Origin of the sequence: Streptomyces sp. NPDC051563 (assembly GCF_044454225.1) — a bacterium.
GTDB lineage: Bacteria > Actinomycetota > Actinomycetes > Streptomycetales > Streptomycetaceae > Streptomyces.
In genome coordinates this window covers 25,727-38,711 of record NZ_JBITDL010000005.1, presented here as the reverse complement: position 1 = coordinate 38,711, position 12,985 = coordinate 25,727, and the positions used below count along the sequence as shown (strand labels likewise).

Annotated in this window: 11 protein-coding genes; all 11 read right to left on the bottom strand. The window is 71.7% G+C overall.

Translation table 11 applies throughout. The features are described 5' to 3' along the window. Positions 1 to 16 precede the first annotated feature (16 nt). Positions 17 to 1,399, bottom strand: coding sequence for an aspartate aminotransferase family protein (locus ACIA8F_RS07870; protein ID WP_399377384.1), 1,383 nt, complete (start codon positions 1,397 to 1,399; stop codon positions 17 to 19). Then, entirely contained in the window at positions 1,396 to 2,430 is a 1,035-nt protein-coding gene (hpnH, locus tag ACIA8F_RS07865) for an adenosyl-hopene transferase HpnH (protein ID WP_399377383.1), read from the bottom strand. The genes ACIA8F_RS07870 and hpnH overlap by 4 nt, the downstream gene beginning before the upstream one ends. Before the next feature lie 5 nt (positions 2,431 to 2,435). Then, a complete protein-coding gene (locus tag ACIA8F_RS07860) occupies positions 2,436 to 3,119 on the bottom strand; it encodes a 1-hydroxy-2-methyl-2-butenyl 4-diphosphate reductase (RefSeq protein ID WP_399377382.1) in 684 nt (227 codons plus the stop codon). Continuing rightward, entirely contained in the window at positions 3,119 to 5,170 is a 2,052-nt protein-coding gene (gene shc / locus ACIA8F_RS07855) for a squalene--hopene cyclase (protein WP_399377381.1), read from the bottom strand. The genes ACIA8F_RS07860 and shc overlap by 1 nt, the downstream gene beginning before the upstream one ends. A 122-nt stretch (positions 5,171 to 5,292) precedes the next feature. Then, positions 5,293 to 6,387: a polyprenyl synthetase family protein gene (locus tag ACIA8F_RS07850; protein WP_399377380.1), complete on the bottom strand. Its 1,095-nt coding sequence runs from the start codon at positions 6,385 to 6,387 to the stop codon at positions 5,293 to 5,295. A 92-nt stretch (positions 6,388 to 6,479) separates the two neighbouring features. Beyond that, positions 6,480 to 7,856, bottom strand: a complete 1,377-nt coding sequence (gene hpnE / locus ACIA8F_RS07845; RefSeq protein ID WP_399377379.1) for a hydroxysqualene dehydroxylase HpnE — start codon at positions 7,854 to 7,856, stop codon at positions 6,480 to 6,482. Positions 7,857 to 7,947: 91 nt separating this feature from the next. Continuing rightward, positions 7,948 to 8,898 (bottom strand): presqualene diphosphate synthase HpnD, encoded by a 951-nt coding sequence (hpnD, locus tag ACIA8F_RS07840; protein ID WP_399377378.1) that lies wholly within the window; start codon positions 8,896 to 8,898, stop codon positions 7,948 to 7,950. Between the two features lie 62 nt (positions 8,899 to 8,960). After that, positions 8,961 to 9,941, bottom strand: a complete 981-nt coding sequence (gene hpnC / locus ACIA8F_RS07835) for a squalene synthase HpnC (RefSeq protein WP_399377377.1) — start codon at positions 9,939 to 9,941, stop codon at positions 8,961 to 8,963. Between the two features lie 381 nt (positions 9,942 to 10,322). Further along, a complete protein-coding gene (locus tag ACIA8F_RS07830; RefSeq protein WP_399377376.1) occupies positions 10,323 to 11,099 on the bottom strand; it encodes an ABC transporter ATP-binding protein in 777 nt (258 codons plus the stop codon). Then, positions 11,092 to 12,021 carry an ABC transporter permease gene (locus ACIA8F_RS07825; protein WP_399377375.1) on the bottom strand — a complete coding sequence of 310 codons (930 nt, stop codon included), beginning with the start codon at positions 12,019 to 12,021 and terminating at the stop codon, positions 11,092 to 11,094. The genes ACIA8F_RS07830 and ACIA8F_RS07825 overlap by 8 nt, the downstream gene beginning before the upstream one ends. 96 nt (positions 12,022 to 12,117) lie before the next feature. Further along, complete coding sequence (locus ACIA8F_RS07820) at positions 12,118 to 12,981, bottom strand: glycosyltransferase family 2 protein (protein ID WP_399377666.1); 864 nt, start codon at positions 12,979 to 12,981, stop codon at positions 12,118 to 12,120. Between the last annotated feature and the right edge of the window lie 4 nt (positions 12,982 to 12,985).

The window sequence follows — 12,985 nt, the reverse complement described above, 5'->3', positions numbered from 1 at the left end:
GAGCCGGGCCGTCGCCTCAGCGGTTGGCGACGGCCTGCTTCACCAGCGTCCGGCCGAAGTCCCACATCAGCGCGCCGCCGCCGTGGGCCTCGTCCATGACCGCGCGGAAGGCGCCGACGAACCGGTCGACGTCCGCCTCGTCCACGATCAGCGGCGGGATCAGCTTGATCACTTCCAGGTGGTCGCCGGAGACCTGCGTGAGGATCCGGTGCTTCTGCAGCAGCGGCACCACGACCATCTGCGCGAACAGCCCCTTGCGCGCCGCCTGGAGCATGCTCCAGCGGCTCCGCAGCCCCAGGGAGGACGGCCGGCCGAACTCGATGCCGATCATCAGCCCGCGGCCCCGTACCTCGTGGAGCAGTTCGTACGTGTCCACGAGCGCGGCGAGCCGCCCGCGCAGCAGGTCGCCCATCGCGCGGGCGTTGGCCACGACCTGCTCGTCCTCCATGACGGACAGGACGGCGAGGCCGGCCGCCATCGCCTGCGCGTTGGAGCCGAAGCTCGCGGAGTGGACGAGCACCCGGTCCATGGACGAGTAGACCTTCTTGAAGATCCAGTCCTTGCCCAGGGTCGCGCCGACGGGCACGTAGCCGCCGGAGAGGGCCTTGGCCACGCAGACCAGGTCCGGTTCGACCCCGGCCTCGTGCTGGTAGGCGTAGAAGTCGCCGGTCCGGCCGAGGCCCGTCTGCACCTCGTCGGCGATCAGCAGTGCCCCCCGCCGGTGCAGCAGCTCCTGTGCGGCGAGCAGGAAGCCGGGCGGGGCGGCGAGCACCCCCTTGCCCTGGATGGGCTCCACGACGAGGGCCGCCACGTCGCCCTTCTTCAGCTCCCGCTCCAGGGCGGCCAGATCCCCGAGGGCGATCCCGGTGTCCGGCAGCAGCGGCGCGAAGCCGTCGCGGAAGCCGGCCTCGCCGTTGACCGAGAGTGAGCCCGTGGTGAGCCCGTGGAAGGCGTGGTGGCAGTAGAGGACCCTGGGCCGCCCGGTGGCGTACCGGGCGAACTTCAGGGCGGTCTCCACGGCCTCGGTGCCGCTGTTGCCGAAGAAGACCCGGTCCAGGTGCGGGCTGTGGGAGAGCAGCTTCTCGGCCAGCAGCCCGGGCAGCGGCTGGCAGTCGAAGCGGGTGAGGTCGGCGAGCTGGGCGTCCAGCACGTCGTGCAGGGCCTGCCTGACCACCGGGTGGTGGCGGCCCAGCCCCATCACCCCGAAGCCGGCCAGCATGTCGAGGTAGTCGTTGCCCTCGGCATCCCAGAAGTGGGCCCCCTCGGCCCGTACGTAGACCTTGTCGAACCCGATGGTGTGCAGCATGCGCGGCAGCTGGTGGTTGAGGTGGCGGGCGTGCAGTTCGTACCGCTCGCCACCCCGCTCGGCCAGCAGGGCGCCGAGGTCGAAGCCGGTCATGCCGACTTGTCCCTGCTCCCGCCCCCCACGGTCTCGCGGACCGCCCGCAGCGACTCCTTCAGGGACCCCATGGTGGCCAGGACGGCCGTGGGCTCGTACCCGCAGTGGGCCATGCAGTTCGCGCAGCGCGGGTCCTTGCCGCGGCCGTACTTGCTCCAGTCGGTCTCCTCGACGAGTTCCCGGTACGAGGGCACGTACCCGTCGCTCATCAGATAGCAGGGCCGCTGCCAGCCGAAGAGCGAGTAATTCGGAATGGCCCAGGCGGTGCAGGGGAAATCGGCTTTGCCTTCCAGGAAGTCCAGGAAGAGCGGGGAGTGGTTGAGCCGCCAGCGCCGCCGGTTGCCTCCGGCGAAGGCCTTCTTGAAGAGTTCGCGGGTCTGTTCGACGCCGAGGAAGTGCTCCTGGTCGGGGGCCTTTTCGTAGGCGTAGGCCGGCGAGATCATCATCTCGTCCACCTGGAGATCGTCATTGAGGTAGTTGAGGACCTCGATGATGGTCTGCGGAGTGTCGGTGTTGAAGAAGGTGGAGTTGGTCGTGACCCGGAATCCGCGCTTCTTCGCCTCCTTGATGGCCTCGACCGCCTCATCGAAGACGCCTTCCTTCGCCACCGACTCGTCGTGGCGTTCGCGCAGTCCGTCGATGTGCACGGCGAAGGCGAAGTACGGGGAGGGCGTGAACTTCTCGATCTTCTTGCGGAGCAGCATGGCGTTGGTGCAGAGGAATACGTACTTCCGCTTGGCCACCAACTGGCGCACGATCTCGTCGATCTGCGGGTGCATCAAGGGCTCTCCGCCCGCGATGGACACCATGGGCGCGCCCGATTCCAGCACGGCGCCCACCGCCTGGGCCACGGGCATGCGCTGCTTGAGCACCCCGGCCGGGTGCTGGATCTTCCCGCACCCCTCGCAGGCCAGGTTGCATGCGTAGAGCGGTTCCAGCTCGACGATCAGCGGGAACTTCTCACGCTTGCGGAGCTTCTGTTCGAGCAGGTACGTCCCGACCCTGATGGTCTGTCGCAGTGGCATGGCCATCTGGCTCACCTCCTGGGGAGCAGCAAAGAACGGTGCCATTCGTAAAACGCGGGCAGTACGGCACGCAGTACGCGAAAGGCCGATATTCCCCCGCGGACGGTGCCGATACGGACGAGCTCATGCTCCGGAGCGTCCACGATCACCCGGACGGCCGCAACCGGACGGTCCCGGGATCCCGGGGCGCTCCCGCCCCGGGTCGCGGCCCACAGGGTGGCCGCGGATTCCATGTCGACCCCGACGGCGCCGCCGGCGCGCAGTTCGGCGCGCTCCTGGCCCCGGACGACGTGGTCGGATCCGGTCAGTGCACCGAGGTGTACGGTCCGGCCGGGTACCGCCCGGGCCAGTGCCTCGGCGAGCAGGGCGGTACCGGCGCAGGCGACCGTGCCGCGCGGGTCCCGGGTCTCCTCGGCGACGATCAGGTCGCCGGGGCTCATGCCAGGCAGCAGCCCGGCGCAGAAGCCGGTGGCGAGCACGGCCGCGCCGTGCAGCCCCGGCTCGGCCAGCTTGCGGGTGACGGCGCGCTCGGCCGCGCGCGGGCCCATGCCGGTGCGCAGGACCTCGTACCGCTCGGGTGCGCCCCGCTCGCGGCCGCCGCGGTACGGGGCGCTGCGCAGGGCGGTCCGCTCGATGCGCAGGGCGCAGGCGATCAGCAGCGGCGGCGGTGCGGCCGCGGCGGGGCCGCCGGTCATCAGGCCTCCCCGGGGGCCGTGCGCGGGAGGGCGGCCGGATCCGCGTAGCGCCCGCCCGGGCCGAACGGTTCTCCGTGGAGGTAGCGGCCCAGCGCGGTGAGCGGGAAGACCTGGCGGTACAGGTGGTAGTTGATGGAGAAGTCCCAGGGGAATCCGGTGCCGGTGAAGTACGGCTCGTCCCAGGTGCCGTCGGGCCGCTGGGTGGAGACCAGGTAGCCGATGCCCCGCTCCACGGCCGGCGCGTCGCGCTCCCCCGCCGACAGCAGGGCCATCAGCGCCCACGCCGTCTGCGAGGCGGTCGAGGCGCCCTTCCCCGCCCAGGACGGGTCCTGGTAGGAGCGCTGGTCCTCGCCCCATCCCCCGTCCTCATTCTGTACGGATTCCAGCCAGGCCACGGCCCGCCGGATCGCGGGGTGCGAGGGGGCGTAGCCGGCTGCGGTCAGCGCCGGGACCACCGAGCCGGTTCCGTAGACGTAGTTGGTGCCCCAGCGGCCGAACCAGCCGCCGTTCGGGTCCTGTTCGGCGAGGAGCCAGGCGATGCCGCGCCGGGTGCGCGCGTCGCCCGCGCGGCCCTCGACGGCGAGCATCTCCACCACGTGGGCGGTGACGTCGGCCGAGGGCGGGTCGATGACCTCGCCGAAGTCGCAGAAGGGCAGCTTGTTGGGGTAGGGGCTGGTGTTGTCGGCGTCGAAGGCGCCCCAGGCGCCGTTCTTCGACTGCATGCCCAGGTTCCAGGACACCCCCCGGGCGATGGCGCCCTCCAGCCGCTCCGGATCGGGGTGCTTGATCCGGCGCAGGGCGAGGACGACCTCGGCGGTGTCGTCGATGTCGGGGTAGTTGTCGTTGTGGAACTCGAACGCCCAGCCGCCCGGGGCCAGTTGGGGCCTGCGCACGGCCCAGTCGCCGCTGCGCACGATCTCCTCGCCGAGCATCCAGTCGGCGGCCTTGACCAGGGCCGGGTGGTCGGGGCTCAGCCCCGCGTCGGCCAGCGCGATGGCGGCCAGGCATGTGTCCCAGACCGGGGACTGGCAGGCTTCGATCATGCGGGCGCCGTCGGCGCGCCAGACGGCGAAGCGGTCCAGGGACTCCAGTCCGGCGCGCATCACCGGGTGCCGCAGGTCGTAGCCGAGCAGGTGCAGGGCGATGACGGAGTACACGGCGGGCGGCTGGATGCCGCCCCAGCAGCCGTCGTTTTCCTGCCGCTCCACGATCCAGCGGCCCGCGCTGGCCATGGCGGCCGCGCGCAGCCGGCGCGGGGCGAACCGGCGGTAGACGTGCAGGGCCTTGTCCATCCGCTGGAAGGCACCGCTCCAACTGGCCAGCGGCGCCAGCTTCTTGGCGGGGTACGGGGTGCGCGCGTCGGTGTGCAGCTCGTCCAGGGCGAAGGGGGCCGGGCGGACCGGGCGCAGGGCGGAGACCACGGTGAGGGGGACGATGGTCTGCCGGGCCCAGCAGCCGAAGTCGTAGATGTTGAGCGGCACCCAGGACGGCAGGAAGAGCAGTTCGGGCGGGAGTTCGGGCAGGTGGTCCCAGCTCCACCAGCCGAACAGCGCCAGCCAGATGCGGGTGAAGACGCGGGCGCCCGCGACTCCCCCGTGGGCCCGGATCCACGCCGAGGCGCGGCTCATGTGCGGGGCGTCGGGCGCGTCTCCGGCCAGCCGCAGGGCCACGTAGGCCTCGATGGTGGCGGAGAGGTCGCAGGGCCCGCCGTGGAAGGTGGCCCAGGTGCCGTCCTCCTGCTGTTCCCCGCGGATGAACTGGGCCGCGGCCCGGGTGGTGGCCTCGTCCCGGATCCCGAGGAACTGCCGCAGCAGCAGGTCCTCGGCGTCCATGGTGACGTTGGTCTCCAGGTCGCCCTTCCACCAGCCGGCCTCGTCCTGCCGGCCGAGCAGGTCCCGGATGGCCCGCTCGGTGGCCGCGCGGACCCCGCTCAGCGCGGCGGGACCGGGATCCGGCCCGGTGCCCGGTGCCGGGCCCGGCGGCCCGGCGGTCCCGGAATCGTTCGGGTCGGCGCCGCAGGCATGGGCGCCGCCGTCGGTCGTCGCAGTCATGGCTTCCCCTTTGCGTGCAGTGTCCTCTGTCATCCGCTGTTCTGGGGGCCGCCGTCGGACGGTACTACCGGCAGGCAGTACCGTCCGGCGACTCGCGATTCATATGCGTGTACGGGTGGCGATCACCTCTTGCGCACGACGACGAAGTCGGCGAGCGCCACGAGCTGGTCGCGCACGCGCTGGTCCATGTCCACCTCGTCGAGGGCCTTGATGGCGATCTCGTACTGGCGGCGCGCCTCGTCGGCGGTCCACCGGCGGCCGCCGGCGGCCTCGATGAGCGCGGCGCGGGCGGCGAACTCCTCCTCGGAGAAGTTCTCGAAGTCGTTGCTCTTGGCGTCGGCGGCGAGCAGTTCGGTGAGTTCCTCACTGGCCGGTCCGCCGGCGGCGAGGGCGGCGACGACGGGCAGCGACTTCTTGCGCTGGCGCAGGTCGCTCCAGGTCTGCTTGCCGGTGGACTCCGGGTCGCCCCAGATGCCGAGGAGGTCGTCGACGGCCTGGAAGGCGAGGCCGAGGTGGTAGCCGTACTCCTCCAGCTTGTCGGCCGTACGGTCGTCCGCGCCGCCGAGCACGGCGCCGATGGAGACCGCGCAGGCGAGCAGGGCGCCGGTCTTGTTGCCCTCCATCTCCAGGCACTCCTCGACGGTGACGCTCTCGCGGTGCTCGTAGGAGATGTCCTGGGCCTGGCCGTCGATGAGCTTGCGGCTGGCGGTGGTCAGACGGCGTGCCGCACGGCCCGCCTCGACCGTGCCGAGCTCCAGTAGCACCTCGTTGGCCAGGGCGAACAGGGCGTCGCCGACCAGGATCGCGAGGGCGGGTCCGTGGACCTTCCACACCGTGTCGCGGTGGCGGCGCTGCTCGTCGCCGTCCATCAGGTCGTCGTGCAGCAGCGAGAAGTTGTGGACGAGTTCGACCGCGACGGCGCCGGGGATGCCGACCTCGGCGGCGGCGCCGGCGGCCTCCGCCGAGAGCAGGGCGAGGGCGGGGCGGACGGCCTTGCCGCCGTCGCCGTCCGCCGGGTTGCCGTGGGCGTCGATCCAGCCGAAGTGGTAGGCGGCGACGGTGTCCATGGGCGCGGCGAGCCGGTCCACGGCGGCGCGGAGCACGGGCGTCGAGAGCGTACGGCCTCGTTCGAGGAGGGCGAACGTGTCCGCCTTCTCCCCGCCGGCCGGGCCCGCACTGGCGTCCGTGTTCTCGACGGCCGGATTCCCCGGGTTCACTGGCTCTCCTCTGGTTCCTGTACGTACTGCGATGCGTGGTGCTGTGGTGCCGGCGCTGCCGGTACCGGTGGGGCTGACGGTGCCGGTGGTGGTCATACGGCCTCCGGCAAGGGGTGTTGGCGGTGGCGGCCCAGCGGGACCAGCGCGGCATGGGCCGCGTTCAGTCCGCTGCGGACGGCACTCTCCATGGTCGCGGGCCAACCCGTCGCGGTCCATGCACCGGCGAGGAACAGCCCCGGCGTGTCGGTCCGGGTTCCGGGCCGCAGCCGTCCGACGCCGGGGGTGGGGGCGAAGGTCGCGGTGCGCTCCCGGGTGACGAAGAAGTCGCGCACCTTGGCTCCGCGCGCCGCGGGCAGCAGCCGTTCCAGCTCGGGCAGGTACTTGGTGCGCAGGACCGAGACGGGTTCGTCGATGTCCTCGTGGGCGACCGACTGGGAGAGCGCCAGGTACTGGCCGCCGTCGGGGAGTCCGGAGGAGTCGGTGCGGTCGAAGACCCACTGGACCGGCGAGCCGAGGGCCGCGAAGAAGGGCTGCTTGAGGACCTTGCGGTCGTACACGACGTGCACGTTGAGGATCGGCGCGGTGCCGATGTCGAGCAGCTTGTCGGGGTCGGCGAGCGCTCCGGCGGGCAGCAGTCCGTGCGCCTCGCGCTGCGGTACGGCGAGGACGACGGTGCCCGCGTCGAAGGAACCGCCCTCGGTGGTCACCCGCCAGCCGTCCTCGGCGGTACGGGAGATGTCCGTGACCCGGGTGCGCAGTTCGGTGCGCACCCCGGCGGCGTCCAGGGCCTTGCGGGCGAGGGTGTCGTGCAGGTCGCCGAGGGGTACCCGGGCCCAGCCGATGTCGGCGGCGCCGTTCTGGGAGAGCAGGCCGGTCTTGAAGACCATGGCGGCCAGGCCCAGCGAGGAGTGCGCGGCGGTGGCGTTGAGGGTGGCGATGCCGACGAGGTCCCACAGGGCCTCGATGGTGCGCGGGGACTGGCCGTAGCGGCCGAGCCAGGTCGCGAAGTCCACGCCGTCCAGCGCCGGGTCGGCGGGGTCCAGTCGGCGCAGCGCGAGGGCGGCGCGGCCGACGGAGGCCCGCTCGGCGAGCGAGAGGTGCGGGTAGCGGGCGAGGGAGCCGGCCAGGTGCAGCGGTACGGGCAGGGCGCTGCGGCGCAGCCGTCCGAGCCGGGGGCCGCCGGGGTGGGCGACGTCGAGGACGGGCACGTCGAGCCGGTCCTGCAGGGGTGCCAGGGCGGCGCCGTCGATGCGGTCGAGGAACCACCGGTAGGCAGTGCAGCAACGCAGGTAGACGTGCTGGCCGTTGTCCACGGTCAGTTCCCCGCGCTTGAAGGAGAACGCCAGGCCGCCGAGGCGGGGCCGGCCCTCCAGCAGGGTCACCCGCAGGCCCGCGTCGGCGAGTTCCAGCGCGGTGGTGACGCCGGCGAGCCCGCCTCCGACGACCACGGCGTGCTGCTGCGCGCTCATGCGTCCTCCTCTGTCACTCCTGCGGACGCCGCCGGGCGCCGCGGGGTTGCTCCCGTCCGCCCCGTGGGCACGGCGCACCGGCCCGCCGTCATCAGAGCCGCCTCCTGGTGCTCTGGCGCGCGATGGTCCGCGCGTCCAGGCCGGAGAGGCCGCGGACGGCCACGTACGCCTTCTCGTGCGGCGGCAGCGAGACCCGGCCGCGGAGCACGGCCTCCGGCTCGCGTTCGATGCGGTCGAGCAGGCGCCGGTAGATGCCGGCCATGGCCGCGACGCAGGCGCCGCTGCGCCGGTCGAGCAGGGGCAGCAGCCGGTAGCCCTCCACGAACAGGGCCCGGGCGCGCCGGACTTCGTGGTGGACGAGACCGGCGAAGTCCGCCCCGCGGGGCATCCGTTCGCTGCGGAAGCCGTCGGAGCAGCCGAACTTGGCGAGGTCCTCGGCGGGCAGGTAGGTGCGCCCGTTGGCCGCGTCCTCGCGAACGTCCCGCAGGATGTTGGTGAGTTGCAGGGCGAGGCCGAGGGTGTCGGCGTACTCCCCGGCCCGCGCCGCGTCGTGCGCGCCGGAGCCGGCGGGCCCGGCCGTGCCGTTGGAGTTCGCGGTGCCGAACACGCCGAGCGAGAGCCGGCCGATGGCTCCGGCCACGCAGCGGCAGTAGGCCTTGAGGTCGTCCCAGGTCTCGTAGGTCTCTCCGCGGACGTCCATGAGGACGCCGTCGATGAGCTCGTCGAGCCCTTCGAGCGGGATCGGGAAGCGGCGCGAGGCGTGCGCGAGGGCGACCGCGACGGGGTCGGTGTCGTCCTCGTCCACCTCCTCGGCGCGGATCCGGCCGAGCAGGGTGCGGGTCTCCTCCAGCCGGGTCAGTTTGACCTCGTGCGGCAGCGTGCCGTCGCCGATGTCGTCGACCCTCCGGGAGAAGGCGTACAGCGCGGACATGGCCTGGCGCTTGTCGGCGGGCAGCAGGCGGATGCCGTAGGCGAAGTTGCGCGCCTGCGAGCCGGTCACGGCCTCGCAGTAGCTGTAGGCGGCCGAAATCGGTGCGGACATCTCCGTCGGCACGGACGGCGCGCCCGGTGCGGAAGCGTGTGTGGGGCCCTCCACGATCGGGCTCACCCCTTTCTCGGCGCTGAGCGCAGTACGGCGGCCACCTCGCGGAGCAGGACGCTCTTGGTGGCCTTGGGCGGGCCGGGAAGGACGTCGAACCCGGCGGCGGTGACGGCTCGCAGGGCGGCGCGTCCTCCTCCCACGAAGCCCGCGAGCAGCAGCCGGAGCCTTCCGTGGACGCTGCCCACGAGCGGCGTGCCTTCGTCGAGGAGCTCCCGCGCCCGTTCGGTTTCGAAGGCGACGAGGGCGCGTACGGACGCGCCCGCGGACGGGGCCTTCAGGTCGGTCTCGGTCACGTGGAAGCGGCGCATGTCCTCGGCCGGGAGGTAGATCCGGTCCCGGGCGAGGTCCTCGGCGACGTCCTGGAGGTGTTCGGCGATCTGCAGGGCGGTGCAGACCGCGTCGGAGCGGCGGATCCGCTCGGGGGTGCTGGTGCCGGTGAGGTCGAGCACGAGCCGGCCCACCGGGTTGGCGGAGAGCTCGCAGTAGCCGACCAGGTCGGCGTACGTCGCGTAGCGCGCGACCCGCTGGTCCTGGCGGTTGGCTTCGATGAGCCCCAGAAACGATTCGGGGGTGAGCCCGTGGGCTCGTACGACGGGCTGCAGGGCCAGCATCAGGGGGTGGCGCGGGGGCCCGTCGGTGCCGCCGAAGACCCGCCCCAGGTCGGCTTCGAGGGCGTCGAGCATGGCGGTGCGGTCGTCCGTGGCGGCGGGGTCGAGGCCCAGCAGCACCGCGTCGTGGCCGCCGGGGGCGAGGTCGCCGTCGCCGATGTCGTCGACCAGGCGGGCGTAGCCGTAGACCGCCATCAGGCCCTCGCGCCAGGCGCGGGGGAGGAAGGCGGGGGCGACGGGGAAGTTCTCGGAGCGCGCCTTGCCGAGGGTCTCGGCGCCGGGGCGGGAGCCGGAGGAGAGGGAGCCGGCCGGGAGGGAGCCGGAGGCGTCGGACGGCTCGTGCGGCCGGGGGCTGGTGCCGTGCCCCGGGGTCACCGCCCGCCGCCCGCGGCGGGGACGGCCGTCGTGCCTGGGGGCCGGAGAATTCCCGTAGCCATTGCCGTCACATCTCCCGTTCTACACTGCCAACCCAAAACATCCTATTTCGGACACGCCGCCGGACTTTCCCCGGGGCGTCCTGGGCTATTCGCCTATGGGGGGAATCGCCCCCTCTTGCCCGCGATTGAGGCCTGGCCCAGCTTACGCTGTACAACGCCGCCGGGGCTCGACGGGTATTCGCTCCGGCCACAATGTCGCCCGCACGCCACTCGCACGAATAGCGGGCCGCCCCGTTCGCCCGGCGCCCCCACGGCATGCGACGGCCCCCGCCGCCGGACGCGGTGGGGGCCGTCGGTGGCGGCCGTCGACGGGGAACCGTCAGCCGGTCGCCTTCTCGTACGCCCTGACGACTTCCTCGGTGGGACCGTCCATCAGGAGTTCGCCGCGCTCCAGCCACAGCACCCGGTCACAGGTGTCGCGGATGGAGTTGTTGTTGTGGCTCACGAGGAAAACGGTGCCGGCCTTCTTGCGCAGTTCGCGGATGCGCGCCTCGGAACGCACCTGGAACTTGCGGTCACCGGTGGCCAGCGCCTCGTCGATCATCAGGACGTCGTGGTCCTTCGCCGCGGCGATGGAGAAACGCAGGCGCGCCGCCATGCCCGAGGAGTACGTGCGCATCGGCAGGGAGATGAAATCGCCCTTCTCGTTGATCCCCGAGAAGTCGACGATGTCCTGGTAGCGCTCCCTGATCTGCTCGCGCGTCATGCCCATCGCCAGACCGCCGAGGACCACGTTGCGCTCGCCGGTGAGGTCGTTCATCAGCGCCGCGTTGACACCCAGCAGCGAGGGCTGGCCGTCGGTGTAGACCTTGCCGGACTCGCACGGCAGCAGACCCGCGATGGCGCGCAGCAGGGTGGACTTGCCGGAGCCGTTGGAGCCGATGACACCGATGGCCTCGCCCCGGTACGCCGTGAAGGTGACCCCGCGCACGGCGTGGACCCGGCGGACACCCGGTGCGTCGCCGCCCCGGCGGACTATCTTGCTGAGCGCCGCCGTGGCGCTGCCCTTGCCGGAGCTGCCGGTGTTGACCCGGTAGACGATGTGCACGTCGTCGGCGATGACGGTGGGGACGTGCCCCTGGTTGTTCTCAGCCACGGCCGTAACGCTCCTCAGCCTTCCAGAAGTACACGAATCCGCCGGCGCCGATCAGGACGGCCCAGCCGACCGCGAATGCCCAGACGTGCGGCGGCAGGTTCTCCCGGCCGTACCCGTCGATGAGCGCGAAGCGGATCAGGTCCATGTAGATCGCGGCGGGGTTCCACTGCAGTACGTCCGCGATCCAGGCGGGCTTGCCCTTGAGCATCTCGGTGATCGAGAACATGACGCCCGAGGCGTACATCCACGTACGCGTGACGAACGGCATGAGCTGCGCGAGGTCGGGGGTCTTGGAACCCATCCGCGCGAAGATCAGGGCGAGGCCGGTGTTGAAGCCGAACTGGAGGACCAGCGCCGGGATCACCAGCAGCCAGGACAGACTCGGGTAGTTGCCGAAGCCCATCGTGACCACGAACACGACGATCATCGAGAACATCAGCTGCTGGAGCTGCTGCAGCGAGAACGAGATCGGCAGCGAGGCGCGCGGGAAGTGCAGGGCGCGGACCAGTCCGATGTTGGACGGGATCGCTCTGACACCCGCCATCAGCGAGCTCTGGGTGAAGGTGAAGACGAAGACGCCGATCACCAGGAAGGGGATGTAGTCGTCCTTGTTGATGCCCCGGCCGGCGTTCAGGATCAGCCCGAAGATCAGGTAGTAGACCAGCGCGTTCAGCAGCGGGGTCGCGACCTGCCAGATCTGGCCGAGCTTGGCCTGGCTGTACTGGGCCATCAGCTTGGCCCGGGAGAACGCGATGATGAAGTGGCGCCGGTCCCAGAGCTGGCGCACGTACGCCACCAGGCCCGGCCGGGCCCCGCTGACGGACAGGCCGTACTTCCTGGCGAGCTCCGAGGGGCTCAGCCCGGCGTCATCGGACGGCCGCTTGCTCGTGGCAAGGGCTCCGTCCTGGGTTGTGTCACTCACAAGATGAAACTTTCCGTCTTCATGATGCGGCAGAAGGTGGCATCGGGCCTGAGTCGATCGGTTCGTGATCGCGCCATGGTCTCAGACCCGGACGTGTCAGATGACAGGCGGTCGGCCCAGCCGGGTCAGCCGCCAGACCGTACGCCATTTCATGGGGCGCCGTGGACCACAGGAGGTGGTCCACCCTTCCTTGAACCCGCCGAACCAGGCCTTGAGCGCGGGTCCCGAGGGCTTGCGCAGGAGCGTCAGCAGGAGCCAGACGCCCACGTAGACCGGGACCAGCAGGGCCGGCAGGTTGCGGCGGGCGAGCCACACCCGGTTGCGAGCCACCATACGGTGGTAGACCGCGTGCCGGGAGGGGGCCGTGGCGGGGTGCAGGAGCACCATGTCCGCCCGGTAGTCGATCAGCCACCCGGCGTCGAGCGCCCGCCAGGCCAGATCGGTCTCCTCGTGCGCGTAGAAGAACTGCCCGGGGAGGTCTCCGACCTGCTCGAACACCTTCGTGCGGACGGCGTTGGCGCCGCCCAGGAAGGTGGTGACGCGCGAGGAGCGCATCGGGTCGGAGGCCCGCAGCCGGGGGACGTGCCGCCGCTGGGTCTCGCCGGTCTGCGGATCGGCGATCCGGAAGCTGACGATGCCCAGCTCGGGGTCCTCGGTGAAGACCTGCCGGCACAGCTCCGCGGTGTCGGTGCGCTCCAGCAGACCGTCGTCGTCCAGGAAGAGCAGCACGTCCGCGTCGAATCCGTGGCCGCCCGGGGTGCGGAAGGCCTCGATGCCGACGTTGCGGCCGCCCGGAATGCCCAGATTCTCGGGCAGCTCGACGGTGCGCACGCCCGCCGCCGGATCCGCCAGGCCGGGGAGCCGTACGCCCTGGCCCACGACGACCACCTGGATCGGGGCCCCGTCCTGCCGGGCCACCGAGTCGAGGAGCGCCTTGAGCTCGTCCGGGCGGTTGCCCATGGTG